The organism is Halobacillus sp. AWM4_238, from assembly GCF_056158265.1.
On record NZ_JBSWSY010000002.1, the window covers coordinates 2,654,688 to 2,680,608 of the forward strand.

Below are 25,921 nucleotides of genomic sequence, written 5' to 3' on the forward strand. Positions count from 1 at the left end.
GGTCAGAGGTCAAGAGAAAACATCAACTTCTCCAAGTTTGAAGGAGCGAAAACCATGGAGCAAAAATCAATTTATATTATAGAACAATCGATCAAGCTGTTTGCCAAAAAAGGATTCAGCTCTACTTCCGTCCAGGAAATCGCAAATGCATGCGGAATCTCCAAAGGAGCCTTTTACCTCCATTTCAAATCTAAAGATGCTTTACTGCTGGACATATTCAATTATTACTATCAGCGGATTCAGTCGCGTATCGATGAAATTCAAAAACTCAAGGCTGATGATCGTACGAAGTTCAAGAAACAATTGCAGGTAACCTTTGAAGAGCTGGCTGACCACCGGGAATTCATCATTATGCAAATCCGGGAACAAGCCATTCCTTTTAACGAAAATATTGAAGAATTCCTTACCCAAATGCGGGTGAACTCCTACCTTTTTTACAAGGGACATCTGCAAAACATCTATCAAGAGCGGTTACATGAAACGATATGGGAAGTGAGTTTGATTCTACAGGGAATGTTCAAGGGCTATATGGATTTGATTATCATCGAAGGGGCTGACTTGGATCTTGAATCCCTCTCAGAAGCGATGTTACGGAGGACAGACTACATTGTAGAGGGGTTCGAAAAAAGCGGTGACCAACCAGTCATAAACGAAGAAATTATGCACCAGCTCTTACCTGATCACTTTCACAGGGAAGACCAGGAGCATTTACTCTCAAGATTAAAGGAATTAGCCGGCGAGGAAAATCAAGAAATTAAAGATACGGTGCATGTCCTTACAGAAGAAATGCTGAGGAAGGAGCCTCGTCCTGCCATTCTAAAAGGGATGATTGCAAACCTCGAAGGGTCTTCCAATTTTACAGAAGTCGTCGCTAGAATCAAACAGTTCTACCAGCTATAATCTTTTATAATTAGAAGAGTTCATGCAAATAGCTCAGGCCGCGCCTGAGCTTTCTTGTTAAATGCGCTCTGCTTCAAGGATTTCATCCAGAATGGGGTAGACAGCTTCTACTCCTTCTTCTGCGACTAAGCATGCCACTCCTAGCGGCGTTTCCCAAAAAGAGTCAGGAATATAAGGGTTTTTCAGACCGGCCGGCTGGTAAAGCGAGCGGTAAATACGGTTCAAGTGCTGCCTTGTTTCTTCCGGGTCCCTTTCTTTTTCACCACGAGCAATCAAGAACACATAGCGCATCGACTGAAATAAGTTGTCTCCAGGCATGAATGTGTATTCCTTAAAAAATTTCAGCTGTTCCTGCGCTTTTTCCTTCAGCCCCGATTGGACCGCTAAATCATCGAGATGCTGTTGCAAATGGTTATACACTTGTTGGAAAACTCTTCGTTTTTCATCCTGCATGACTTTATCATTATAAATCTCCTGCAATTTTGTAAATGCGGTTTCTTTCGTCCATTCCACCTTGATCACCTCACTACCTACATTCGACTTTTCCGGCTAGGATTCCTTTTTAAAACCGAACTGTTCTGCTTCCATTTGCATCGCTGTATGAAGGAGAGGAAAGTCAGCAGCATCATTTTTTAAATGACGGGATAAATTGGGGACAAGTTTGTTCCAAACCATTGGATTTGCTGCCATCGATTGAAATAGAGCCACTTCATTATCTGTCCATTTTCTAAGGGATTGTATATATTGAAGTGTCATTTGGAATCCTGGAAGAAGCTGCTCGTCCCGCTTCCTTTCGAATTCCTCCATTGCCTCTTCTATCGTGACGCCTTCATCCATTTTTAAGCAGGCATCAGCCAGTAAGAAGGATTGCATAAATGCATCATTGATTCCTAAACCTGTACTTGGATCTTTGCTGTGACCCGCATCGCCAATTAAAGCCCAGCCATCTCCGTAGGCTTTCCGGAAAAAGTTCGGCATGCCTGGTGTTCCAATGATCTTTCCTTGAAGCCTGGCCCCTCTCATCCTTTCCTTCATTCCATACAATTGATCAAACGTTTGTTTAAACGATTGTTCCGGGTCTTTCATCATCGTTTTAAATTCTTCTGGATGGATTTCTATGCCCAGGCAGTCACGGTTGTGCTCCATTGGAAAAACAAAGCCGATCCGACCCTCATGAAGGAAGATCTCTGTGGCCGGTTCAGGTAAAGGCTCAACTCCCTCAAAGTAACCATAGACGACCGGTCGCAACGGCTTCGTTTCTTCATACTTCTCTGCACCTGTCCAGTGAGCAATGTTTGAATTCTTCCCATCTGCCCCGACAACGAACTGTCCAAAAACATCATGCGGTTCACCATCTTCTATGAGAGTGACGCCGACGACCTTTCCCTCTTCCCATATCAATTCTCGTGCCGTCGTTTCAGATTTGAATTGGACAGACGGGAAAGTAAGCGCTCGTTCGATCAGCATGGAGTCAAGCTTATCTCGTCTTGGAATGATGGTATAGGACGCCCTTGGACCTTCTACGAAACTGCTTCCAATATACGTCCGCATCCTCGTTACTTTTCTCAAGCCAGAGTCTTCTAACGGCTTGAGGATGCCTAATTTTTCTAAGAATCCTGTGTGCGACATAAAATGTGTGGATAAGGTATCACTCGGAAAACTGGCTTTATCGACAAGGAGGACTTTCTTTCCCATCTCTCCTAGTAAAATAGCTAAACTTGCGCCGGCTACACGCGCACCGACGATGATGACATCGTAATGATGATTCATGGTTGCTCACACCTTTATGTATCTTTTACCTCCATCATAACTGTAGCCCAACAAAAACTCTAGAACCTCTATGTTAAAGATAAGCTCCTGTTTGTGGAAGACTCAGTTTCGAGATGTTCCCGGGGCTCGTTGCCTGGTTGAGCGTCAGGGGTGGTTGGGAAGCAACTCGCTTTCCTGTGGGGGAGTGGCGAGCTTCCTCGGGCTACCGCCCTGCGGGATCTCGCCGATCTCCTTTCTCCCACGGGAGTCTCGCAGCTTCCCAACCACCCCATTCGATCATGTATGAAACGAACACCTATACCAAGAAGGAGCTACCTTCCACCATCACTAACTAAAGTAAGAAAGCGCTCTATAACAAGAGGTTATGAGCAATATCCATACGATAGAGATATGCTTTATAGCTTCCAATACGTACAATAAGCGCCTAATTCTGAAAGTGGTTTCGAGACACTTATATGGCAGAGGGGCGGAGGGGAATGGCGAGACTCCTATCTTAAGTGTGGAGGCGCCTCGATCAGCGGCGTATGGACTGGACTGAGGTGGCGGAGATAAAAGAAACACGAAGAACGGAGTGATTCGATGTTGACTTATCGTACAGAAGCGAGGGAAGTCTCACTAGCCGCTAGGCGCCGGAACCGGATATCTACGAGGAAAAAAGTGCAGGGTGAGACCCCACAGGACGCAGTCCGAGGAGGCTCACCGCGCTCCCGCGGAAAGCGAGTCATTCCCCGCAGCCCCTACCCACTCAACAAAAGTCTCGAAATCGAGTCTTCAAGAATCCTGCCATTTACTTTAATAACTGATTAATCGGTGCATATAAAAAAACTCCCGCGATGGGGAGTTTTTTTATTAGTACGTGCGCTCTTCTTCAACTTCGTGGTTTTGATCCAGGATCTGAAGTTTGCTCGGTTTGTTTTCTTTTGCAATTTCTTCCGCTTTGGTAACGGCGGTATCACGCTCGTCATAAAGGTCTGTCGGAGCAATATCCTCGATTTTAACAAACCATCCGGTCACATCTTTATTAGGTACAACACTATATTGTTTCATCATCTTCACTCCTATCTCATAGACTTAATAAACCATTTCCCACGCAAAGGAGGATTCAAACGTACCGATATTGTTTGACAATGATAAAGGACGGCTTTATAATTTCAAACAAGTCAGAAAATTTAATGATGAAAACTCTTATCGAGAGCGGCAGAGGGACTAGGCCCTACGACGCCCAGCAACCTTCAAGGTTATTCCTTGAAAAGGTGCTACATCCTACAGGTCACATGACCTGAAAGATAAGGGGAGGTATGAGATACATAAAGCCCTCTTCTTATTACAGAAGAGGGCTTTTCATTTTCCCTCTTTTTTCAAAGTGGATGTCCTAGAAAAAATCAGAGGAGGAATTTTCCCATGAGTTTACCATTCCATACGTTCGGCCCTGAAACGAATTTACTTCACGGTGGTCAAGACCCTGACCCCGCTACAGGTTCTCGTGCTGTACCGATTTATCAGACGACTTCTTATGTTTTCAATGACACAGAGCATGCACAAAATCTCTTTGCACTTGCGGAACCTGGCAACATCTATACACGTATCGGAAACCCGACCGTCGATGTATTTGAAAAACGTATCGCCCTTCTTGAAGACGGTGCTGCGGCTGTGGCGACCGCATCAGGCATGTCTGCCATTACGATGGCCATTCTGAATGTCGCTCAATCCGGGGATGATATTGTGACTTCGACGAACCTTTATGGAGGGACGTACAATTTGTTTGTCCACACCCTCCCTCGCTATGGAATCAATGTCCATTTCGTAGAAGGGGATGATCCAGAAGCTTTTGACAAGGCTATCACTCCTAATACAAAAGCGATTTTTGCAGAAACCATCGGAAACCCGAGTTTAAATGTACTGGACATCGAAGCGGTCGCAGATGTCGCTCACGATCACCACATCCCTTTAATCATCGACAATACATTCGCTACCCCGTATGTATGTAGACCTATCGACTGGGGAGCAGACATCGTTGTCCACTCTGCCACTAAATGGATTGGTGGCCACGGAACCGCCATTGGTGGTGTTGTTGTTGATAGTGGACGTTTCAACTGGAACCATGACAAATTCCCAGGGTTCACAGATCCTGATGAAAGTTACAATGGCATCCGTTTCGGTATTGATGTAGGCCCTGCCGCTTTCGCCATAAAACTTCGTGTGCAGCTGCTCCGAGACATTGGGGCATGTCTCAGCCCACAAAACGCTTTCTTACTTTTACAAGGATTGGAAACGTTACACTTACGAGTTCAAACCCATGCGGATCAAGCTTTAGAAATTGCTGAGTATTTAAACCAACATGATGGGGTTGAATGGGTCAATTATCCAGGATTGAAAGACCACCCCACTTATTCATTAGCCAAAAAATACTTCCACTACGGCCATGGATCGATTGTTGTCTTCGGAATTAAAGGGGGACGCGAAGCCGGACGCAAACTAATTGATCAAAGCACCATCTGGTCTCATGTGGCCAATGTCGGCGACGCCAAATCGTTAATCATTCACCCAGCTTCCACGACTCACCAACAATTAAACGACGAAAACTTGACTAAGTCTGGTGTCACTGAAGAACTTGTCCGCTTATCTGTCGGTTTAGAATCCGTAGAAGATTTGATCCAGGATTTAGACAACGCCATTTTCCATGCTACTGGACAACGGAAACCATACGGGAAAACCAAACATGTGGCAGAGCCCGTTTTATCTTCATCCTTAGACCGTTCGGATGGGGACTTGAGAAAGAGAGTGATCGGGATTGTTGGCCAAAGCGCACTTCTTCAGGAGCAGAACAAATTAGAGCGGTTAGGGTATCAAGTTCTCGCCTTCTCTCACCTTGAGGATCTTCAAAAAGAAAAGAATATCAACTGGGATATTGTCTATGTTGAAGAAGCGGATGATGATGTCTTGAACTTAGCGAAGGATATAAAGCCAACCTTGCTGTGGATACGCAAACCAAGCGCGCACGAAGATGAAGCCATTATTTCAGGGGTCAGCCTTTATGACGCTGTTGTGAATATCCGGTCTGGGAAAGATCTTTCCACCTCCCTCGTATCGGTATAAAGAAAGAAAGGAGAATGAAAAGCATGTCATTAAAAAACCCCGCCAGCCACCCGCGAACCAATCAATCGATATCAATCGGAGCTTTTACCTTCGAGTCTGGTGACAAGCTTTCGAACGTTGAACTTGCTTACGAAAGATACGGGCCGACAGATGCTCCCGTTATCCTCGTATGCCACGCTTTAACAGGCAACCAGCTCGCTGTCGGTTCAAGGGAGGAACGTGGCTGGTGGGCCGGTTTAATTGGTGAAGGTTGTCCAATCGACACCAACCACTATCAAGTGATCACCTTCAATGTACTCGGTGGTTGTCACGGGTCTACAGGACCTGCGAGTATGGATCCCGACACAGGAAATCCCTATCGCCAAACCTTCCCGAAAGTTACAATTCGGGATATGGTCCATGCTCAATATGCAGCTTTACATCGCTTAGGCATCACTCATCTCCACGCTATAGCTGGCGGATCACTTGGAGGGATGCAAACGTACGAATGGGGTCTTCTTTACCCTGAATTTATGAAAAAATTATTCATACTGGCAGCGACTCCTTATTTAAGCGATTATGGCATCGCTTTTAATCACATTGGTGCAAGAGCCATCAAAAGCGATCCTAATTTCCGTAATGGAAATTACCATTCCAATGAAGACCTTAAAGGTTTTGAAATCGCTCGGATGACCGGGATGGTCACCTACCGAAGCAGTACTTTATTTGAAAAAAGATTTGACCGGTCGTATGATGCTGATGCTTCTTATGAAATTCAATCGTATTTAGATTACCAAGGAGATAAAATCAAAGAACGCTTTGATGCCAACAGCTATCTGTACCTTCTTGATGCTATGAACAACCATGACATCGGTCGGGATAGGAATGGATGGCAACAAGCTGCTCGGCTTTATCAAGCAGAGATTCATACATTCAGTTTCGAGCACGACCTTCTCTATCCGGATGCTCTAATCAAATCTTTCACTACGTTCTGCAATAAAGGGAAACATCACCACATATCCACCGATTATGGTCACGATGGATTTCTCGTAGAATTTGAACGCTGGGGCAAATGGTTAGAAGAACACTTGAAATAGTCCCCCCTCCCCTACGGTCTATGGACCTTTCAAAGGAAGAGGACGGATTTGTAAAAGCAGAAAACCGTTCCGTTTTTATTCTAAAACGGAACGGTTTTCTTGTGTATCTTGCAATTGGCCGACTGGAACAACTCTATATCCTTTGGAATATAATTTCTCCAGTAAAAGATCTACAGTTTCCACCGTGTATTTCTGAAGATCATGGAGCAATATGATCGAATCTTCTTTTACTTCTGAAAGAATATCTTCCGCCACTACTTCCGGCTTTTGATCTGCCCATTTTTCTGAATAAATGGTCCACGGGACAACGTTGATTTCTTCTTGATACGTTTCAGAAGGGACATTTCCAAAGGGCAGTCGAAGTAAGTCTACCTTTTGTCCGGTCACTTGTTCAAGAATCGTTTGAGTAGATAGGATCTGCTGATTGACCTGCTCAGGCGACAAACGTTCCAAACGCACATGATCCCACGTATGATTTCCGATTTCATGCCCGCGTTCACTCACTTCACGAGCCACCTCCGGATAGTAACCTACCCGCTTACCTATCATAAAGAAGGAGGCTTTTGCTTCATATTTATCCAATACATCAAGAATTCCTCTGGTCACTTCCGGGTGAGGTCCATCATCAAACGTTAACGCCACTTCTTTTCCTTCTCCAAGGTTCTCATCCAAAGAAAAGTCCAAGTACTCGTCATCGCTCTTTGGATCATAATCCTCTGAGCCTGTCTTAGGCTGTGCTTCAGGTCCCTTTTTCAGAGCACCTGCATACTCTGACCGAAGGAGTTTGGATACTTTATCCTTCCCAATCATTACACGCAAAGGTTCATTATTAGTAGGACTCTCTATAAATACAAGAGCCCCCTCCCCAGTCAAAGCGATATTTTCATAGAATTCAGGCTTAGCGTCAAGCTTCTCTAAAATTTTCGATGCATCTCCACCTGCGTCTATTATCTTCTCTTTCGTCCAGGCATGAAAACGATCAACATAATAGACGTCTTCCTTAAACAATTCTTCTGGTGATAAGGCTTTGCCGTTCTTCTTATCAAAATTCATGATCGTTTGACTGGTCATGATCCCATCTTTACCGAGATCAATGGTTTCAATAAACCTCACAACAAAAAAGCGTTGATTTTGATGAATCACCTCAAAATCAATGTGCAGTTCGTGGGATAGGTTTCCCTCGTTTTTCTGCTTGCTTTTATAGCTTTCCTGCTTAAACAAGGCTTTCTGCTGATTCACATAATCTATAATGGTTTGGTCAATTTGGTTATTGGGTGTCTGCGGATAATGCGCAGTCATGTGATATTCTTCATATTCATCGATTTCTGTTTCTATACTTACGTCATACATCGTCTCTTTATCTGTCTTCTCTCCCGACTCTTCATTCGCATTTGCAATGAATGAACAGCCGGATGCTGTCAACAAAACAAACAAAATGGTATATATAATCGGTTGTCTCATACGATTCCCTCTTTATCTCATAGTCACACAATCTATTGTAACACAAATGTAACAATGACTTAATTACTTCGATATATTCAGTAAATTAAGTTAATTCACCAAACTCCTTTTCTTGAAGACTCAGTTTCGAGGCTTTTGTTGAGTGGATGGGGGCTGCGGGGAATAACTCGCTTTCCGCGGGAGCGCGGTGAGCCTCCTCGGACTGCGTCCTGTGGGGTCTCACCCTGCACTTTTTTCCCGCAGGAGTCTCGCCATTCCCCTCCGCCCTTTGCCTTATAAGTTTCTCGAAACAACTTCCACAATTAGGCGCATTCTATACGTATTAGGAGCTGTATCAAAAAACTTCCATACGTATGTATAGAACTCATAGCCGCTTGTTATAGAGCACTTTCTTACTCTAGGAAGTGATGGTGGAAGATACTCCTTTTTGGTATAGGGGTTTGTTTCTCACATGATCGAAATGGAGTGGTTGGGTAGCTGCAACTCCTGTGGGAAGTGCGTGGTAGATGAGACCCCGCAGAGCGTTAGCTCGAGGAGGCTCATCACTCGCCCACGGAAAGCGAACCTTTTTCCTGGAGCCCCCTCCCTCCACTAAAGTCTCGAAATTGAGTCTTACAGAGTGCTGACATATTGCGGAATAAAAAAAGAACTCTCCAATAAGGAAAGTTCTAGTTAGATGTTGGTGCGGACGTCCCATAGTTCGGGGAAGAAACGGTGGTCGAGGACTTTCTTTAAGTAGCCAACGCCTGAGGATCCGCCTGTGCCTTTTTTGTGACCGATGATCCGTTCTACGGTTTTCATGTGACGAAAACGCCATTGCTGGAGACTGTCTTCAATGTCGACGAGCTTCTCCCCCAACTGATACAAGTCCCAATACTGTTCCACGTCTTTATACACATTCGTCCAGGCCGCTTCTACAGTGGAATCCTCTTCATATAGCTGCGTATAATCTCGCTTCATCAACTGTTCTGATATCGGAAAACCGGCCTCCGACAGCTTCTCGATGGCGGCATCGTAAAGGCTTGGGGCATGATAAGCTTCTTCAAGGCGTTGGTGCAACACCGGGTCTTTTTCATAAATTTTCAACACGTGAGAGGTTTTATACCCCAGTGCAAATTCTATCATCCTGTACTGGTAAGATTGGAATCCGGACGCCTGGCCGAGGTGGTCACGGAACTCCATATATTCTGATGGGGTCAATGTTGATAAAACATCCCATGCTTGAATAATCTGTTTTTGTATGCTCGACACTCGGGCGAGCATTTTGAACGCCGCCTGCATTTGATCTTTTCTTATCGCTTCTGTTGCAGCATGAAGCTCATGTAAGGTCAGCTTCATCCATAGTTCACTGACTTGATGAATGATAATAAAAAGCATCTCATCATGATGAGATGAAAGACGCTTTTGTGCAGATAGCAGTTCATCCAAGTTTAGATATTCACCATAGGTCATCCGACTGGAAAAATCAGTATGGACGTTCTCGCTACCCTTATTTTCATGATTTTTCATTGATGACCCTCCTTCAGTCTAAAACACCACGTTCAGGAATGTTGTTAAAAGTCATCGGTAAATATTCAGTATGAACGGTCCCTTCATACATAAGAAGTGTTCCTAAGACAGGGTGCTCAGCATGCACATGGACACGAAATGCTTCTTCCTTTTCGTCATAATGTTCGTACACACTGGTCGTCGGATGAGCCATGGACAGCAGACCATCCACATTCATTGCTTTCGACTCCATATATAAACCGCCTTCAGCTGTAACATGAAGATCTAATTCGGTTTGTATGAAGCCTGTCTTTCCTAAATCATCAACAATGCAGCCCTTTTCTTCATCAAAGCGCATGGCTGCATCGAAACCCCGAATAGAGTAAGGAAAGAAAAATCTTCGAATCCAACTGATGGTTTCACGTCCTCTTTCATCTTCGTAAATATAATTCTCAAGGGTGAATGGAACGTCTTTTCCTCTTTCTGCAAAGACAAGGTGGTCTTTTGCCCCTATCTGGAGAAAAGGCCGCAGCAGTGGATGTGTCCCTCTGATTTCAGTCATTCTTCCTTGTCCAAGGATCATCAGGTTTTGTTTACTCGTCAAGCCGTACTTTTTTTGAAGCTCGGAATGGAGATTATGGAATTGCTCACCTAGGGCTCGATGAAAAATCGATTTCATAGAAAAACTCCTCTCAACACAATTTTTTCCGTCTATGTTCGTGGATGGTTTCAAATCATTGCACCTATCCCATTTATGTAAATTTCCATATTTAGGGGTTGTAAAACAGGTATGAAACGATTTGAATTCGAATATGGTATTATTTAGAAACCCACTTTTTTTGAATGTATGTATTGGCATTATAGCATAAGTAACCGCTTTCTATTACACACGCAATGAAATAAGACCTGCCTTTTCAGCAGGTCTTTATGATTGTATTTGTGGATATGCAAGGAATCTCCAAACATGTGAGGGATTTCAATTCAGTCCCCCTACACCCGTTTACATGACTTCTTCAGCATAGTCGCTGATGGAATACCCCTTTTGCTGCTTCATCAGCCACCCTTGTTTTTCAAGCTGGTTGAAGAGTTTTTGAATATGTTTTTCAGGCCAGTTCGAAAGGATACCGAACCATCGCGTTTCGTGCAAATGAAGTTGCCTAAGCTTGTTTGTCGCTTTTCCGGCAAGCACTTGGACTAAGGTATGGGCCGGATAATCAGTCCCGTAATAATAGATCAAGTCCAGTACTTGTTGAGTGTCTGCATACGTCAATGACCTTCCTTTAAGGGTGATGATGACATCGTCCTTTTCATATCGGACTTCACTCAACTTGTTTTTTAACTCTTCCAAAACATGACTTGTCATTGGATATACATTTTCTGGAACAACTCTTTGCCAATCACGTAGTTCTTTCAGCATTCTTACGTCATCCAGCTGAATTTGAGATAGCCATAACAACTCAGATTCAGTCGTACATTCCGGAATCTGACTTCGATTTAATTTGTCATACATGTGGAGGAGTGGATACGATTTCATATCCACTGCTTTTCGTTGATAGCGTTCGATTTGTTTAACGACATCTAAACTTTCCTCCAGTGTTTTCCGGGCGACTGTCAGTTGTTTTTTCAAGCCTCTTAACTGAATGAGGTGTTCAAGAAGACGCTCGTTTTGTTTAGCGATTTCATTGAACTGTTTCTCAATCGTTAGGACCCGCTTCGTGGCTAGCTCTACATCGAATGCCTCTTCAAGAGCCACTCTGTCTTCATCGATGTTGTAGTGCAGTGTATAGTCGCACTTTTCGCAAGAACAACGGATGCACCGCTCCTTCGAATGGAAGCTGAGTGATTTTTCGTGAGGGCAGCTTCCTCCCCTTCCCTCCAGCCAATCTGCCGGTAATGTGCGGAAAGGACGCATAACGATGTTAACCCTGTGACGCCAATAGGCGACATCTTCCGGGTAATTCAGGACCGATATCAGTGCAGATTGATTCATAACTTCCACCCCGTCGATAACGTCCTTTTTATCATGGAACAATTGTACGATCGGGTGATTGTGAAAGGCAGCAGCAATTTTATCGATCCAATGCTTGCGATCGTATTCACTAATATGAGATAAAAACAGATAATCCTCAAGCACTTCCCCTATGTGTTCATAAAGTTGCTCAGAGGAGAGTTGAGTAAAATCTGTACTGTATAAATATTCTTCTTTTAAAGGTAGTCCATGTTCTTCTGACAAGGACCTCCATAAAAACAATTCTGGGCGCAACAAATGTGGGTGAATGGTCTCTTCTTTTTCAAAAGAAACCGGAAGGACAGCTCTTCCTGTGAGCCCTAAATATGGGCGGATGTTTTCAACATCTAGAGCTTTTTCGTTGATTTGACCCACGATTGCGTCGTTCAGCCTGGATAGTAACCCCCGTTCAAATTTATGTCCAATCGACCGGATTTGTTTGTTCTTCTTTCCGATCGGTGCAAGTACTACATACGGGTATCGTTGATCCTGGTAAGCAATCCTGTTTGGCAGTCCCATAATGATTCCCCTTTGAATAAGGATTTACTACTATTATAGAAAAAGTATTACGATGTACCAACAATTATAAGTAAAATGGGCGTCATACTTTTAAAATTTCCACGGAATACCCAATGAAAAGCCCCGTTTCAATGACTCCTGGTATGGCGCTCAACTCTTTTTCCAACGAATCGTGTATTTTTGAAAACCTAACATCCATGAGCAGATTGCCAGCTTCCGTCAAAACCGGCCCGTCCTTGGCTGTCGCCATCCTCAGATCAACTTGATCGCATTCAAAAGTTTGGAGAGTCGTTTCCACAAGATGTACGGCTCGTGGGTCGACCTCTAATGGAACCGCAAACTTTTCTCCTAGTCTTTCCACCTGTTTGCTTTCATCTACTAAAATATACGTTTTAGCAGCACTTGCCATCACGAGCTTTTCAGAAAAAAGAGCGCCCCCTCTTCCTTTTATGAGCCGATGGTCTCCATCCACCTCATCTGCTCCATCAAATCCCCAATCCGGTTGGTTATGGAGGAGGGAAGTCGTCGTCAATCCATAATAGCTGCAGTTCATCTCTGCCTCTTTAGAAGTGGGAATAGCCAAGATTGAAAGCTTTTCCTCCGCTACCCTCTCCGCGATCTTTTGTAAAGCAAGAAATGATGTCGATCCTGAACCGATGCCGATGACATCTCCATCCTTTACAAACTGGCTCACTTGCTGAGCGACCGCTTCTTTCTTTTCTCGATTTGAAATGTCACCTGACCAGACAGGCTGATCAGCTAATTTATTTTTCCATTTCACAAGTATCACCTCTTTGTTTTGGTATTCCCGAATGACGTGAAAAAAAAGCATGGGTGGTAAAGAAAGTGTACCAGATGAAGATGCCCCGCCCCCCTCACCTTTATCAAATCTTTGTCATTCTTAACATCTTCTTCACATAGATATAAGGTAATCCAAAGTACTACAGGAAGAAGGGGATGGAAATGAAACGAGTGTACTTGAAGTTATTCATCTTCTATTTCATTCTAATCACTGCCATCGTACTCGTCACATTAAACCAATAAACCTTCAGGTGATGGAAGCTTGTTATTGTTGAGCGCTCCGTTCGAATGAGTCGTAAGAGTGTAGTAGTGAGTGGAAATGGGAGGATGACAACAACCTCTCTTAGACTTGATTCTGCAAAGCGCTGAACTGGCTTGCAAGTCTCCCAAGCCTCTCTCCCTGCCTTGCCATAAAACAGGTGACATTCCGTTTCACGTGCCCCTGTCAATTTATTGATTAAGCGTTTGTTTAATATGGAGCACAGTATTTCTATATATGCAAAAACCTCGACCGTTATGTGGTCGAGGTTTTATTTGGTTAACTCATGTTTGAAGGCATAGATGACCGCCTGGGTTCGATCGGACACTTGGAGTTTTCCGAGAATATTGCTTACATGTACTTTTACAGTTTTCAGTGCAATAAACAGTTGATCTGATATTTCCTGGTTGGTTTTCCCCTCCGTCATTAAGAGAAGCACTTCTTTTTCTCTGCCTGTCAGCTGTTCGTGAAGTTGGACTCCCTCTGGTGTACGCATTTTAGTCATGATTTTCCCTGTCACTTCAGGTTCTAAAATGGACTGACCTGCGTATGTAGAGCGTATAGCTTTCGCGATTTCCTCGGCTTTTGATGTTTTGAGCATATAACTCGTCGCTCCTGCTTCAAGGGCTGGATACACTTTTTCATCATCCAAAAAACTTGTGACGATAATGACTTTTGCTCCAGGCCATTGTTGAGTGATTTGTTTAGTCGCTTCAATCCCGTCCATCTCGTCCATCACCAAGTCCATTAATATGATATCAGGACGGTGTTCCAATGCCAGATCTACAGCTGCCTTTCCATCGTCCGCTTCCGCTATGACTTCAATATCTGGTTGTGCAGATAAGTATGCCGATACACCGATGCGCACCATTTCATGATCATCAGCAAATAATACGGTAATCATTCTTCATCGCCTCCTCTTGTCCGGTAGGGAACTTTCACTTCTAACCGCGTGCCTTGATCTCTAACACTCACAACCTTCAATGTTCCCCCTATTTCAAACGCACGTTCATGCATATTTTGCAGGCCATAGGAGCTTGCCTTCGCCTCTTCCACATCAAAACCAATGCCATCATCCATAATGCGGAGGATGACGTAATGATCCCTCTCAATCAACATCACACTCAACGAATGCGCCTTAGCATGCCGCAGCGTATTCGATACCGACTCTTGAAGAATCCGGAAAAGCTGATCTTCGATGCCTTTTTCCAGGGTCAAGGGTTCGACGGACCATTCAATTTCCATCGGTACTTTTTGAGTGAGTTCATACAGCAGCTCTTCTGCTCCTTCTGACAAAGACTTATCCTTCAGTGCAACGGGTCTTAGATGGAGAAGCAGAGCCCTCATTTCAAGTTGTGACTGATGAATCATGCGTTCGACCATCTGCATTTGTTTTTTTGTTGCCTGCCAATCATTTGAATCCGTTTCATTAATGGCAGACATCATCATCGAAGCTGCAAATAGTTGCTGGCTGACAGAATCATGAAGTTCCCTTGCCAGCCGGTTCCTTTCCTGAATCACCACTTCCTGCAGACTCTTCTCGCGTTCTTCTGCCCTCTCCGTAACCATACGTTGAGCGAGTTCGGTTTGTTTCGTTATTTTTTCTTCCAGTTGCTTAAGAGCATGGTCGATCTGTTCCATCTCTTGCAAATCAACCTCTTCTTCTGTAAGCTCATTTCCTTTTGTCAGTTCAGACAAGCGATGTTCAATGGTAAAGAGCTGCCTACGCCAAAACCATCCTTGGATGACTCCCACCACAAACCCGAAGGATAAAGATATGAACAAAACAAAGAAAAGATAAGGAAGATCAAAGACTTCCCTTTCCAACAGCTCCCCCCATGAGGTAAACGGAAAGGCATAAAACGTAATGGCCAACAACAAAATAGTAAACCCGAAAAAAGTAAGGGTACCGGACAACAATTGCCTGTGCCATACGTTCATACGCGCTTCACCTCAAGTTCTCCGGAAACCACAGAAGTGATAATTTTCACGCGTGGTTTTTCTTTACGGTACCCATCCGTTTGATAGGAGACCACCTGATTGAACACGTTCGACTTTTTATATTGAAAGATCGAAGCACGTCCTATGAGAGCACTGTGATGAATACTTACCTCTACTTCGTATGGGACATAAACCGTCAAATTACCAATCCATTGTCGGATGGAAATGACAGCTTCATCGTGAGGAAGAACCGTTTGACTCAAATCGACGATTCTGTCTCCGAACCCACCATGAATATTGATATCTTTCCATTCGTAAGACGTTTTCGGAGTAGAATCATCCCCAAAAAATTTCTGCCTTAACAACGGTTCCTGCTCAGGGATCTCGTGATGAGGGTCGATGATCTCAGGCCGGACGTATGCCGGCTTTTCCTTTGATTTAAAGTAATCCCTTAGAAATATAAGAATCAGTGCAATGACAAGAAACCTTACAGCAATCATACTTAATACGGTAAAAATTAAACTGATCAGCCCCACCCAGAAGAGGATTTTCCTCCACAGTGGACGATAGTTTTTCCACCCGATATACATAAGAACCCCGGAGAAAATGACAGAAAATACGAGGCCTCCGTTAAAAAAGACGATTTCCACAACGAGGAGAATCACCCCTATGATTAAAATCGTGTTGATTGTATCTGTCGAAAGTTTTTTAAGCATAAAGGTCATCCCCCTCTATAAATCGATAAAGACGCAGAAAACTGCGCCTTTATCATATCATGTTTTCTATTTAGCGGGTACTTCCTCCCGTTTCTCCATTTCTTTTTCCAACTGTGACATTTTACTATCGAACGTACTGTGGTAATACGCACTGTTCACTTTGTACTCAAGGTCCTCAATGTAGCGGTCGATTTCTGAAAATCTGGAGTAAGGCTTGTCCGCTGTTTCCTCAATCACACGATTCATGCGATGATGAGCACGAGCAATATTCTCACGTCCCATCAGTTCCATCCGCTTCAAATGCATGTCCTTCAATTTATGTTTCATTTCTTCATACTTACGCTCCAGAGCCTCCAATTGCTCAACACTGTCTCTTCTTGATGCTTGGAGACGATCGGCCCTTGCCTCATACTCTTGCTGCTCCTTAACGGCGAAATCATACATTGTGGTTTCACCGGCTTTTTCAGCAACTTCAGCCTGGCGTCTGCGCTTGTCCGCCATATCCTGTGCTTTCTGATACTCACGAGAAAACTCATCTTTCAAGCGGTACTGGCGCTCCACGAGCTTTCTGACCTTCTCCGTTTCTTTTTCACTTTCACGCAAATACTGGTTTAACATGGCCACTGGATTCTTCTGTTCCTTTTGATCCAAAGCCTCATGCAAGTCTGCGGTAATGGAATCTTTTAATCTTGTAAATAAATTAGCCATACTGAAAATCTCTCCTTTGGTTTATTTGTTCATTTCTGCCCATTGGCGTTCGAAATTAGTAAAAGGATCATCGGACTTTGTAGAACGGATCGTTTCGCTTTTGCTTGTCCAATGTTTATAAATCCAGTACAGAGCAAAAGCAGCGGCTACACCGATCACTGCATAGACATTGGAGACAGCTACACTTAGGACGATCAACCCGACGACAACCCAGCCAATCTTTCCGGCCGTGGAGTCACTTTTCATGAACTGCTTGAAGACAACATAAAGCAGCCACACACTTACACCGAGGAGGATCATCGGTCCTACATTGGCGAGCAATACGGTAAGAGCGACTAATCCAGCCAGGAATAGTAAAAATTTCTTCATCGTTTTTCCCTCCTTGCTGTTTTCTTGTCTTTATCATATCGAGAATAGAAACCTGTCGTAATGAGCCAGGGATATATTTTCATCTAAGACCAGAGGCGTATAGTATGGTAGAGAAAAGAAGAGTGATCTTATATTTCACAGATTTAGGTTAGAGGACATTAAATACGGGATAGAAGACGTTGAATGGAAGTTAGAGGACATTACCTACCGCAAAAACAAAAAAAGACCGCCTAAAAAGGCGGCCTTTCTTATTCGATAATGCGCAATTCTTTCGGTGTTTGAGTCAATGTGATGTACCCGTCATCCGTAACAAGGACATCGTCTTCCAAACGAACCCCGCCGACTTCCGGGTCATAAATTCCAGGCTCAATCGTGTACGTCATGCCTTCCTTCAGAACGCCGTCATTCAAATGACTCATGGAAGGGAATTCGTGCACGTTAATCCCAAGACCATGACCGATGCGGTGTGGAAACTTATCTCCGTACCCTGCATCTGTAATGATGTCACGTGCGACTTGGTCAAGATCACCGATTCGTGTTCCCGGCTTACTGATTGCAAGCGAAGCATCCAGCGCTTCCTTCACTTTATTGTAGATTTTCTGCTGTTCTTCACTTACCTTTTTGTAAGCAAAGGTTCGGGTAATATCAGATGTGTAGCCATTCCATACGACACCAAGGTCGAACAAGACAAAATCTCCTGGTTTCAAGCGGCGGTCTCCAGGGTTCCCGTGGGGTTGACCCGATTTTTCACCGAACAGGACCATAGTGGAAAAGGACATCTCCGCCACACCTTTTTTCTTCAGCTCATACTCAATCTTAGCGAGAACTTCCATCTCAGTAATCCCCTCTTCAAGGGCTTCCACTCCTACGCTCACTCCATAATCGGCTAGCTCTGCAGCTTCTTTTATAATGCTGATTTCATGGTCGTCTTTAACGACACGCATATCGTTTAATTGGCCTTCAATGTCTGCAACCGCTACATTTTCAAAAAGATCGAAGAATGATTCACTTCTCCCGTAAGAGAGGACCTGCTTTTCGATTCCAACCGTTTTCACATCTGTGATGCCGTTCTCCTTCATCTTGTCCGCCATCATCTGCCATGGGTTTTCATGATCGGCATAACCAATCACTTCTTTTGTCCAACCAGCATCACGGATTTGTCCTTTTTCCATCCCCGGAAGGACAGCAATCGGGTCCGCTTCAGGGAAAACGAGCAATCCAAGTAGTCTCTCATGTGGGTCTGTATGAAATCCTGTTAAATAAAAGAAGTTTTCTGTTGAATTAATAAACGCTGCATCCACGTTTGTATCTTTTAGGTATTGAGAAAATTGTTCTAATCGATGTTCCATCTTTGATCACTCCTCTTAAATTCTTCTTTCATCATAGCTCAAACATTTAAGCAATCCAAATCACACAAAAGTGCGAAAATAGAAGTGAATGTTTAGCGACACTTTGACTTTTATCATTCTCATAATCGGAAGCGTTCGATATAATGGCAAAAGGTGATCATTAAATCAGGAGGTGAATGATATGGACCGTACTCGTTTTTTCGTACGAGTCTCTGCGATTTATGCGTTGATCGGCGCATTCATGGGTTCTCATATGGCCGGCGGAGGGGGACTGCAATTGAGTGCAATACACGCGCACATTCTTGTTGTTGGATGGCTTTCCCTTTTTGCTTTCGGTATTTATTATAGAGTGTTCTCCATACCTGAAGATTCTAAGCTTGCCACCGCCCACGTGTGGACGTCTTTCTTTGGTGTGTTTGGTTTAACCGTAGGTATGTGGCTCTACTATACCCAGCCTATTCCTGGTATGAACACGTTTAACACGATTTTCTTCATCGCTGGAGGAACGACACTTCTCATCGCTTTCGTCTTATTTGCCATCATGACATTCGTTCACGGAAAACAAATCTCAGAAAACGTATAAAAAGAGATCCGCTATCGATAGCGGATCTCTTTTGTTATGCTGCCTGCCTTAATGGTGTACGCTGCAATAATGTTTTTTCTAATCGGATCGCAAAGAAAGCGGCCACGATGGATAAGCCTATATCTTTGATTAAGAAGGGGACCATGCTCGACCAAGCTAGTATAAATCCGATGCCGTCGCCGCCAACCCAGAAGTTCATAGCGAGATAAAAAAGATTGACACCAACAAAATAGTTCACAGCTATGCCGGCAAGGGCTGCAGTGATATATGTTGGGAGATTTCTTTTAGACTCCGCAATCTTACCCGCGGCATAAGCGACAAAAATAAACGATAAAATAAATCCAAACGTTGGGGATATAAGCATGGATATGCCACCTTTAAACCCAGCAAAAATCGGTGCACCTACTAGTCCTAAAAGAGCATAAACAAGAACAGAGAATGAACCTAACCTGCTCCCGAGGACGAGTCCTGCCAGGATAGCAAAGAATGTTTGAAGCGTCAGGGGCACGCCCATCACTTGTAAGAATGGCATAAATGCAGTGATGTTAGCTCCAATCGCCATCAATGCGACGAATAAGCTCCCCAGAGTAATGTCATAAGCCGATAAACGAGAAGATTTCATTTCGATGTCCTCCTATGTAATGAGTCTCATTAACTAATATAAAGATAAGAGAGTACACCCTAAAATGTCAACTGTAATTTTCACAAGTTAACAAAAAAGGGGTGCCATCATTAATGGCACCCCTTTCCGATTTTAAAGACCAAGCCCCATTGAGAGCTGGTTCGTATAACTTGTATAAGCAACGATTTGGTTCACCGCTGCCATTTTTTGATCATCATATCCCAGTTCCTTCAAGCGTTCTACATCGGCTTTTGTCACTTCTGCAGGTGTAGCAATTAATCGCTCCGCATACGTGAGTACCGCTTTCCACTCCTCATTCATGTTTGATTCCTTATAATGATCAAGCCAACCCAACACGTCTTCTTGATCCACCAGTTGTTCAAGCAATTTGGAGTGACTCTCGGTACAGTATTTGCAACCATTCTTCATAGAAACGAAGGTAATCACCGCTTCTCTCAAATCGTCCGGGATGTCCGTCTTTTTTATCGCTTGCTGTAATGGAAGAAAAGCTTCATATAACCTTTCATCATTTGCCAACAGCCGATCAAACAAAGGGGCTGGATCCGGAATGTTTTCTCTATCCATTTGCTTCATTTCTTTTTGTTTAACAGGTTTGATCCATGGCATGACTTTACCACTCCTTCTTGATTCTTTTTTATCAGACTATCACAATGATTCAAATCGAGACTTCTTCCTTTGTATAAAGTAGTATAGACTCATTTCGTGGAATTTACTGAATTTCTCGTTTCATTCGTTCGAAAGCTAATGAATTCTGGAGAAAATTTGACTCTCCTCCACCTTCGACTCCCAATTTCCGGCATGATATTTCCTGGGAAATCAAATCATTTAAGGATTCGATAATTTCCCCAATCATCAGGTAGAAGCTGCAAATATTTCCGCGAAAGAAAGCGGTCATCGACAAGCTGAATTGACCCATGATCATCTTCGGAGCGAATTAACCGTCCTCCTGCTTGCAAAACCTTGTTCATACCCGGATAAACATAAGCATAATCATAGCCGTTTCTTCCTTTTTGATTGAAGTAATCTTTAATCAATTCCTTTTCAAAGCTTCTTGGAGCAAGCCCAATACCTACCACCGCTACACCATTCAATCGATCCCCTCGGAGGTCAACACCTTCAGAAAATATACCTCCCAGCACAGCAAATCCAACCAGGCGACCACCTACCTCGAATTGAGCAAGAAAGTCCTCTCTTCTTTCCTCATCCATCCCTCGCTCCTGCACGACTGCATCCACAGAAGAGAACTTTTTAAATTCGCGATACACCATATCCATATAGTGATAAGATGGAAAAAAGAAAAGGTGATTCCCTTGGTGGAGTTCCACCTGATCATTCAATCGTTTGGTTAGTTCACCTACCGTCTTCTCTCTGCTTTTATACCTCGTTGACAAAGGAGTAATCATCACGTCAATTTGCGACGAATCGTATGGGGAAGGCAAATGTAGGATATAGTCGTCTTTGGTACCTCCAAGCATCTCTTTATAATAAGCAAATGGTGAAAGAGTCGCTGAGAAAAACACCCCTGACCTGAAAGTTTTGGTCGTTTCATGCAGAACATGAGAAGGATCGAGACAGAACAGCTTCAAAATGAAGTCTCCTTCTCTCGTACTTTCTCCCAACAAGCGGTAGTGTTCATCTACATATTCGAGTATTTTCAAGAACCTCTGCGACTGAAAATATACATCCACCAACCGTTCAGACCTTTCCCCTTCCGCATCTTCCTGTAGGAGCGTTTCCGCCTCTGAAAGGAAGCGCTCCACGTTCTCTTCCAATTCTCCCGGCACCTGCTCCAGTTGGACGAATTCCTCCGTTTGAGAATAAAAACGCTCTAAATCTTTTCCAATCGCATCAGCCACTTTGACTAAATTGTCTTCTTCCCCCTCCCATTCGGCCGCTACACCTTGATAAGATTGCTTGGAAATAGAGGCCGAGTACATATCACGAGCACGCTCGACAAGGTTATGGCTTTCATCCACGAGCAGCGCTGTTTTTTTCTTCCGATCGGGCATCAGCCGTTTTAGAGAAACCCTAGGATCAAAAATGTAATTGTAGTCACCGATGATCACATCAGACACATCCGTGAGGTCCAGTGAGAATTCAAATGGGCAAACCTTATGTTTCTTTGCATAGGATTCAATAACAGCACGTGTCATCTGTGTTTCATTTAACAGAATATCGACGATGGCTCCATTAATTCGGTCATAGTAACCGTCGGCATATTCACAGTAATCCGGCTGACAGATTGTTTCTTCTTGGAAACAGATTTTATCTTTTGCTGTTAATGTGACCGAGCGCAGCTTAAGACCCATGTCTCCCATTTTCAGCAAAGCTTCTTCAGCTGTTGCTCTTGTTATGGTCTTTGCGGTTAAATAATAGATTCTTTCCAAGCCTTCCAACTGCAGCGCTTTAATAGCTGGAAATAAGGTGGATATTGTCTTTCCGATCCCTGTCGGCGCTTGGGCAAACAGGTTCCTTTTTTCTTCAATCGTCCGGTATACACTGCCTGCCAGCTTCCGTTGACCCTCGCGATAGCTTGGAAATGGAAAACTTAAATCAGGGACTGTTTTTTCTTTTTGTTCTCGTATATGAAGAAGAATTCGCGCATAAGATGCGTATTCGCTAACGGTTTCTTCCATAAATTGATGCAGTTCCTCATATGTAAATGTACGTAGAATCCGCTTTTTATCTTTGGTTCTTTTCTGAACATACGTCAATTGCACTTGTATCTTCTGAAGTTCTTCTTGGGCTGCATAGATAAAGGCATACCCTTTGGCTTGGGCCCAATAGAGGGGATAAGTGGTATTGTCAATTTCATCAAGATCCCTTGATGTAGATTTGATTTCATCGATCACCGGTCCTTCTTCCGAGTCCAATAATCCATCGCACCGTCCTTGAACCTTAAGACTCATCCCTTCCTGATGGAACTCATATTCCAGGAACACTTCTGATTCGTCTTTTTCTTTATACTTCTTTTGCACTTCCTGATGTATGGCCGTTCCTTCTACAAGCGCTGTATTCGTTTGAAAACGTTCGTCAATACTTCCCGTCCTGTACACATAAGAGACAAGGTCTCGAACGGAAATCGTCATCTGTGTATCCATCGATTTCCCTCCCTGTTTAGCGGATTTATTTTCTTACCCTCATCTTCTTACACTCTTTTCCGTATGTCTATTGTATAGGACCATGATATAATTGTGGATAAAACTTTTCATTTCCCAATAGATGGGAAGCACATATAATAGAAGAGAGATTACCCTTCAGGAGGGATTCAGCCTTGAAAAAATGGAGATGGATGGCAGCCGTCGCACTCTCCTTCTTGATTGCCTTTTTTATAGTAGCAGCTTTTATATATACCCCGGAAGAAGAGTCGACTGAACCGAAAGAAACAGAACAAAAAGCAGAAACCACCCCTGCTCAAGAACAACAGTTGGAAACCGAAAAACCCGAAGAAGGGGAACAGGAAAGTAAAGAAGAAGGTAAATTGAGTGAGGGATTACGTGAGGTCTTTACAAGTGTGATTGAGAGTGCAAGGGATGTGTTTATTAAAGATGATTTGAATATCGTTGCTATTGGTGACTCTTTGACACAAGGTGTCGGAGACTCTACAGAAAATGGTGGATATATAGGAATCCTTGAAGAAAGCCTCAATTCTAATCCGAATAGAGCGACCCTCAATATAACAAACTATGGAAAACGTGGGAATAGGACAGACCAAATGCTCGATCGGATGGAAAAAGAAGAAATTGCCGATTCCCTGGGAGAAGCGGACCTGATTCTGATTACCATTGGTGCCAACGATGTTATGAAAGTTGTGAAAAATAACTTCACAAGTCTGAATTACCAGGATTTCGTTGCAGAACAAGATGGTTATGAAAATCGGATGCGCAACATTTTCAACCGCGTTCAGGAATTGAATCCTGATGCCCCTGTGTATCTACTGGGTCTCTATAACCCTTTTAATCAATACTTCAATAACATTCCTGAACTTGGACAAATCATGGGAGATTGGAATGATATCAGCCGTCAAGTCACCGATGACTATGAACAGGCCACCTTCATCCCCATCCGAGACTTGTTTGAAGGAAACGAAGAAGAGCTCCTTTGGGAAGAAGACCTTTTCCACCCCAATGAAAGAGGTTATAAAAAGATGGCAGAGCGCGTGTTACAATACATTAGAGAAGACATCGAACAATAACAGGTGGAATGAATAAGATGAGACGACTATTGTTAAATAATAAATGGAGAACATCCTTTTGGCTTTTGGCATTAATCAATGTGAGCATAGTCATATGGCTTGTCGCTTTAGTTTTCTTGCCAAGCTCCTATACCATCGTTAATGTGGATCAAGAGAAAGAAAGCCCTGATGCAGAGTTCACCATCGTTTCTACAAAAGAAAATATGGAACAACTCGCCAATGAATACCTGTCAGAACTCTCTACTCAAACGGTTTTCGACTATTCGATCACCTTAGACCGAAATGTTACGTTATCAGGAAACATTAAGGCCTTTGATCAGGTCATCCCTATAAATGTAGAGTTACACCCTGAAGTGCAGGAAAATGGAGACCTTGTTTTAAGGCAAGAGAAAATCTCCTTAGGAAAGCTTCCCCTACCTAACAAAAAAGTATTAGAATTCGTAAAAGACAACTATAACTTACCTGAATGGGTCATCGTAAATCCGAATGAAGAAAATATCTATGTGGCGGTCACCCAAATGGACACAGCAAGCAATTTCAATGTAAAAGTCGACCGCTTCAACTTGAATTCCAATCAGCTTGCGTTTAAAATTGCTGTCCCCAGCAATACTTTCCAATTCGCACAACGCGTTGTAAACGATCATATGGAATGACAAGCAAAGCAGATGATGGTGACCATTCAACTATGATAAAATTGGACTACCATTCCCGATGATAAGGAAGTGACAGATATGCGCGTGGTTAATAATATTGCCGATCTAATCGGAGATACACCTTTAGTTAAGCTGAATCGACTTGCGCCAGAAGGCGGAGCCGACATTTATATGAAATTGGAAAAATACAACCCAAGCGGAAGTGTCAAAGACCGTGCCGCTTACAATATGATGGAACAAGCTGAAAAAGATGGCCACCTAAAAAAAGGGTCTACCATCATCGAACCCACAAGCGGAAACACAGGAATTGGAATTGCTATGAACGCAGCAGCAAGAGGTTACAAAGCCATCCTTGTTATGCCAGATACCATGACCCAGGAACGAATCAACCTTCTAAAGGCCTACGGTGCCGAAATTGTCCTGACACCTGGAGATGAAAAAATGCCGGGAGCTATCGCCAAAGCAAAAGAGCTGGTCAATGAAATTGAAGGAAGTTTCATGCCGATGCAATTTGAAAACATGGCCAATCCGGACGCCCACCGCCACACAACGGCTGCAGAAATTATAGAAGCCATGGATGAGTTAGGTAAACCACTATCCGCTTTCGTTTCCACGGCTGGTACCGGCGGAACCATTACAGGTACAGGGGAAGAGCTTAAAAAGCGTTTTGAGGATCTGACCATCCATGTAGCAGAACCTGCTGGTTCCCCCGTACTTTCCGGTGGAAAACCAGGCAAGCATAAACTTGTAGGGACGAGTCCAGGTTTCATCCCTTCGATTTTAAATGAGGAAATCTACGACGAAATTTTCCAAGTCACCGATGAAGATGCTTATGACATCACCCGCAGGCTCGCTCGCGAAGAGGGCTTGCTCCTAGGAACTTCCTGTGGAGCCGCCTGCTGGGCAGCTATTCAAGTCGCCAAAAAGAAAAAGCCTGGTGAAGTTATCGTATGTATCGCCCCAGACACTGGGGAACGTTACCTCTCCGGAGACTTATTCCGCTACTAAAACCAACAAAGCACTCAGAGTTCCCAAACTCTGAGTGCTTTTTAAATCCCATCTTCACCTAAAGCTCCCTTTAGTGGAAGACTCAGTTTTGAGATAACCGGGGGTCGTTTACCGTGTTGGGTGTCAGGGGTGGTTGGGAAGCAACTCGCTTTCCTGTGGGGGAGTGGCGAGCTTCCTCGGGCTACCGCCCTGCGGGATCTCGCCGATCTCCTTTCTCCCACGGGAGTCTCGCAGCTTCCCAACCACCCCATTCGATCATGTGAGAAACGAACCCCTATACCAGGAAGGAGCATCTTTCACCATCACTACCTATAGTAAGAAAACGCTCTATAACAAGCGGTTATGATCACTATTCATACGATGGAGATATGTGTTATA

Annotated in this window: 24 protein-coding genes and 1 riboswitch; of the genes, 7 read left to right on the forward strand and 17 right to left on the reverse strand. The window is 43.7% G+C overall.

Annotated features, from left to right (window positions below):
* The first annotated feature begins 54 nt into the window (after positions 1-54).
* Complete coding sequence (locus ACXACN_RS13310; RefSeq protein WP_474965059.1) at positions 55-900, forward strand: TetR/AcrR family transcriptional regulator; 846 nt, start codon at positions 55-57, stop codon at positions 898-900.
* Positions 901-957: 57 nt separating this feature from the next.
* Here ACXACN_RS13310 and ACXACN_RS13315 read toward each other — a convergent pair whose 3' ends face one another.
* From ACXACN_RS13315 to ACXACN_RS13325, 3 genes are all read right to left on the reverse strand, one after another.
* Complete coding sequence (locus tag ACXACN_RS13315; RefSeq protein WP_474965060.1) at positions 958-1,413, reverse strand: hypothetical protein; 456 nt, start codon at positions 1,411-1,413, stop codon at positions 958-960.
* A gap of 36 nt (positions 1,414-1,449) precedes the next feature.
* Positions 1,450-2,670 (reverse strand): NAD(P)/FAD-dependent oxidoreductase, encoded by a 1,221-nt coding sequence (locus ACXACN_RS13320; RefSeq protein WP_474965062.1) that lies wholly within the window; start codon positions 2,668-2,670, stop codon positions 1,450-1,452.
* Between the two features lie 849 nt (positions 2,671-3,519).
* A complete protein-coding gene (locus ACXACN_RS13325) occupies positions 3,520-3,720 on the reverse strand; it encodes a DUF2188 domain-containing protein (RefSeq protein ID WP_474965063.1) in 201 nt (66 codons plus the stop codon).
* Positions 3,721-3,852: 132 nt separating this feature from the next.
* Positions 3,853-3,963: riboswitch (SAM riboswitch) on the forward strand.
* A 108-nt stretch (positions 3,964-4,071) separates the two neighbouring features.
* Between ACXACN_RS13325 and ACXACN_RS13330 the strand changes: the two genes are divergently transcribed.
* The gene (locus ACXACN_RS13330) at positions 4,072-5,766 is read left to right on the forward strand and encodes an O-acetylhomoserine aminocarboxypropyltransferase/cysteine synthase family protein (protein WP_474965064.1); all 1,695 of its coding nucleotides are present in this window, start codon (positions 4,072-4,074) and stop codon (positions 5,764-5,766) included.
* Positions 5,767-5,789: 23 nt separating this feature from the next.
* Positions 5,790-6,842, forward strand: a complete 1,053-nt coding sequence (gene metX / locus ACXACN_RS13335) for a homoserine O-acetyltransferase MetX (RefSeq protein ID WP_474965065.1) — start codon at positions 5,790-5,792, stop codon at positions 6,840-6,842.
* A 75-nt stretch (positions 6,843-6,917) separates the two neighbouring features.
* On the opposite strand, the gene ACXACN_RS13340 is transcribed toward metX, so the two are convergent.
* The 11 genes from ACXACN_RS13340 to ACXACN_RS13390 form a co-directional block, all read right to left on the reverse strand.
* Positions 6,918-8,303 carry a polysaccharide deacetylase family protein gene (locus ACXACN_RS13340; RefSeq protein WP_474965067.1) on the reverse strand — a complete coding sequence of 462 codons (1,386 nt, stop codon included), beginning with the start codon at positions 8,301-8,303 and terminating at the stop codon, positions 6,918-6,920.
* Between the two features lie 672 nt (positions 8,304-8,975).
* Positions 8,976-9,812 carry a tryptophan 2,3-dioxygenase gene (gene kynA, locus ACXACN_RS13345; RefSeq protein ID WP_474965068.1) on the reverse strand — a complete coding sequence of 279 codons (837 nt, stop codon included), beginning with the start codon at positions 9,810-9,812 and terminating at the stop codon, positions 8,976-8,978.
* 13 nt (positions 9,813-9,825) lie between these two features.
* On the reverse strand, positions 9,826-10,470 hold the full coding sequence (locus tag ACXACN_RS13350) for a DUF4166 domain-containing protein (RefSeq protein WP_474965069.1): 645 nt from the start codon (positions 10,468-10,470) through the stop codon (positions 9,826-9,828).
* A gap of 321 nt (positions 10,471-10,791) precedes the next feature.
* Positions 10,792-12,318, reverse strand: a complete 1,527-nt coding sequence (locus ACXACN_RS13355) for an RQC-minor-2 family DNA-binding protein (protein WP_474965071.1) — start codon at positions 12,316-12,318, stop codon at positions 10,792-10,794.
* Positions 12,319-12,400: 82 nt separating this feature from the next.
* Positions 12,401-13,099: a ribose 5-phosphate isomerase A gene (gene rpiA / locus ACXACN_RS13360; RefSeq protein WP_474965072.1), complete on the reverse strand. Its 699-nt coding sequence runs from the start codon at positions 13,097-13,099 to the stop codon at positions 12,401-12,403.
* Positions 13,100-13,649: 550 nt separating this feature from the next.
* Positions 13,650-14,282: a response regulator transcription factor gene (locus ACXACN_RS13365; protein ID WP_474965073.1), complete on the reverse strand. Its 633-nt coding sequence runs from the start codon at positions 14,280-14,282 to the stop codon at positions 13,650-13,652.
* Entirely contained in the window at positions 14,279-15,319 is a 1,041-nt protein-coding gene (locus tag ACXACN_RS13370) for a sensor histidine kinase (protein WP_474965075.1), read from the reverse strand. The genes ACXACN_RS13365 and ACXACN_RS13370 overlap by 4 nt, the downstream gene beginning before the upstream one ends.
* Positions 15,316-16,035 carry a cell wall-active antibiotics response protein LiaF gene (gene liaF / locus ACXACN_RS13375; protein WP_474965077.1) on the reverse strand — a complete coding sequence of 240 codons (720 nt, stop codon included), beginning with the start codon at positions 16,033-16,035 and terminating at the stop codon, positions 15,316-15,318. Before liaF ends, ACXACN_RS13370 begins: the two co-directional genes overlap by 4 nt.
* 66 nt (positions 16,036-16,101) lie before the next feature.
* Positions 16,102-16,743: a PspA/IM30 family protein gene (locus ACXACN_RS13380; protein WP_474965078.1), complete on the reverse strand. Its 642-nt coding sequence runs from the start codon at positions 16,741-16,743 to the stop codon at positions 16,102-16,104.
* Positions 16,744-16,764: 21 nt separating this feature from the next.
* Positions 16,765-17,112: a lmo0954 family membrane protein gene (locus ACXACN_RS13385; RefSeq protein WP_474965079.1), complete on the reverse strand. Its 348-nt coding sequence runs from the start codon at positions 17,110-17,112 to the stop codon at positions 16,765-16,767.
* A 248-nt stretch (positions 17,113-17,360) separates the two neighbouring features.
* Positions 17,361-18,461, reverse strand: a complete 1,101-nt coding sequence (locus ACXACN_RS13390; RefSeq protein ID WP_474965081.1) for a M24 family metallopeptidase — start codon at positions 18,459-18,461, stop codon at positions 17,361-17,363.
* Between the two features lie 181 nt (positions 18,462-18,642).
* Between ACXACN_RS13390 and ACXACN_RS13395 the strand changes: the two genes are divergently transcribed.
* Positions 18,643-19,044: a hypothetical protein gene (locus ACXACN_RS13395; RefSeq protein WP_474965082.1), complete on the forward strand. Its 402-nt coding sequence runs from the start codon at positions 18,643-18,645 to the stop codon at positions 19,042-19,044.
* A gap of 34 nt (positions 19,045-19,078) precedes the next feature.
* On the opposite strand, the gene ACXACN_RS13400 is transcribed toward ACXACN_RS13395, so the two are convergent.
* The 3 genes from ACXACN_RS13400 to ACXACN_RS13410 all read right to left on the reverse strand — a co-directional run bounded on the left by ACXACN_RS13400 (position 19,079) and on the right by ACXACN_RS13410 (position 22,788).
* Entirely contained in the window at positions 19,079-19,666 is a 588-nt protein-coding gene (locus ACXACN_RS13400; protein WP_474965084.1) for a biotin transporter BioY, read from the reverse strand.
* Between the two features lie 132 nt (positions 19,667-19,798).
* Entirely contained in the window at positions 19,799-20,293 is a 495-nt protein-coding gene (locus tag ACXACN_RS13405) for a carboxymuconolactone decarboxylase family protein (RefSeq protein WP_474965085.1), read from the reverse strand.
* Positions 20,294-20,508: 215 nt separating this feature from the next.
* Entirely contained in the window at positions 20,509-22,788 is a 2,280-nt protein-coding gene (locus ACXACN_RS13410) for a helicase C-terminal domain-containing protein (protein ID WP_474965086.1), read from the reverse strand.
* Positions 22,789-22,961: 173 nt separating this feature from the next.
* Here ACXACN_RS13410 and ACXACN_RS13415 point away from each other — a divergent pair, with 173 nt between their 5' ends.
* The 3 genes from ACXACN_RS13415 (at position 22,962) to cysK (ending at position 25,543) form a co-directional block, all read left to right on the forward strand.
* Positions 22,962-23,882, forward strand: a complete 921-nt coding sequence (locus tag ACXACN_RS13415) for an SGNH/GDSL hydrolase family protein (protein ID WP_474965088.1) — start codon at positions 22,962-22,964, stop codon at positions 23,880-23,882.
* A gap of 17 nt (positions 23,883-23,899) precedes the next feature.
* Positions 23,900-24,535 carry a YpmS family protein gene (locus ACXACN_RS13420; RefSeq protein ID WP_474965090.1) on the forward strand — a complete coding sequence of 212 codons (636 nt, stop codon included), beginning with the start codon at positions 23,900-23,902 and terminating at the stop codon, positions 24,533-24,535.
* Positions 24,536-24,613: 78 nt separating this feature from the next.
* Entirely contained in the window at positions 24,614-25,543 is a 930-nt protein-coding gene (gene cysK / locus ACXACN_RS13425; protein ID WP_474965092.1) for a cysteine synthase A, read from the forward strand.
* The last annotated feature ends 378 nt before the right edge of the window (positions 25,544-25,921 follow it).

Excerpts from the sequence above, each read along its gene's own strand:
- ACXACN_RS13310 (WP_474965059.1), top strand. The coding sequence starts at position 55 with ATGGAGCAAAAATCAATTTATATTATAGAACAATCGATCAAGCTGTTT.
- ACXACN_RS13320 (WP_474965062.1), bottom strand. The coding sequence starts at position 2,670 with ATGAATCATCATTACGATGTCATCATCGTCGGTGCGCGTGTAGCCGGC.
- ACXACN_RS13325 (WP_474965063.1), bottom strand. The coding sequence starts at position 3,720 with ATGATGAAACAATATAGTGTTGTACCTAATAAAGATGTGACCGGATGG.
- ACXACN_RS13330 (WP_474965064.1), top strand. The coding sequence starts at position 4,072 with ATGAGTTTACCATTCCATACGTTCGGCCCTGAAACGAATTTACTTCAC.
- metX (WP_474965065.1), top strand. The coding sequence starts at position 5,790 with ATGTCATTAAAAAACCCCGCCAGCCACCCGCGAACCAATCAATCGATA.
- ACXACN_RS13340 (WP_474965067.1), bottom strand. The coding sequence starts at position 8,303 with ATGAGACAACCGATTATATATACCATTTTGTTTGTTTTGTTGACAGCA.
- kynA (WP_474965068.1), bottom strand. The coding sequence starts at position 9,812 with ATGAAAAATCATGAAAATAAGGGTAGCGAGAACGTCCATACTGATTTT.
- ACXACN_RS13350 (WP_474965069.1), bottom strand. The coding sequence starts at position 10,470 with ATGAAATCGATTTTTCATCGAGCCCTAGGTGAGCAATTCCATAATCTC.
- ACXACN_RS13355 (WP_474965071.1), bottom strand. The coding sequence starts at position 12,318 with ATGGGACTGCCAAACAGGATTGCTTACCAGGATCAACGATACCCGTAT.
- ACXACN_RS13365 (WP_474965073.1), bottom strand. The coding sequence starts at position 14,282 with ATGATTACCGTATTATTTGCTGATGATCATGAAATGGTGCGCATCGGT.
- ACXACN_RS13370 (WP_474965075.1), bottom strand. The coding sequence starts at position 15,319 with ATGAACGTATGGCACAGGCAATTGTTGTCCGGTACCCTTACTTTTTTC.
- liaF (WP_474965077.1), bottom strand. The coding sequence starts at position 16,035 with ATGCTTAAAAAACTTTCGACAGATACAATCAACACGATTTTAATCATA.
- ACXACN_RS13380 (WP_474965078.1), bottom strand. The coding sequence starts at position 16,743 with ATGGCTAATTTATTTACAAGATTAAAAGATTCCATTACCGCAGACTTG.
- ACXACN_RS13385 (WP_474965079.1), bottom strand. The coding sequence starts at position 17,112 with ATGAAGAAATTTTTACTATTCCTGGCTGGATTAGTCGCTCTTACCGTA.
- ACXACN_RS13390 (WP_474965081.1), bottom strand. The coding sequence starts at position 18,461 with ATGGAACATCGATTAGAACAATTTTCTCAATACCTAAAAGATACAAAC.
- ACXACN_RS13395 (WP_474965082.1), top strand. The coding sequence starts at position 18,643 with ATGGACCGTACTCGTTTTTTCGTACGAGTCTCTGCGATTTATGCGTTG.
- ACXACN_RS13400 (WP_474965084.1), bottom strand. The coding sequence starts at position 19,666 with ATGAAATCTTCTCGTTTATCGGCTTATGACATTACTCTGGGGAGCTTA.
- ACXACN_RS13405 (WP_474965085.1), bottom strand. The coding sequence starts at position 20,293 with ATGCCATGGATCAAACCTGTTAAACAAAAAGAAATGAAGCAAATGGAT.
- ACXACN_RS13410 (WP_474965086.1), bottom strand. The coding sequence starts at position 22,788 with ATGGATACACAGATGACGATTTCCGTTCGAGACCTTGTCTCTTATGTG.
- ACXACN_RS13420 (WP_474965090.1), top strand. The coding sequence starts at position 23,900 with ATGAGACGACTATTGTTAAATAATAAATGGAGAACATCCTTTTGGCTT.
- cysK (WP_474965092.1), top strand. The coding sequence starts at position 24,614 with ATGCGCGTGGTTAATAATATTGCCGATCTAATCGGAGATACACCTTTA.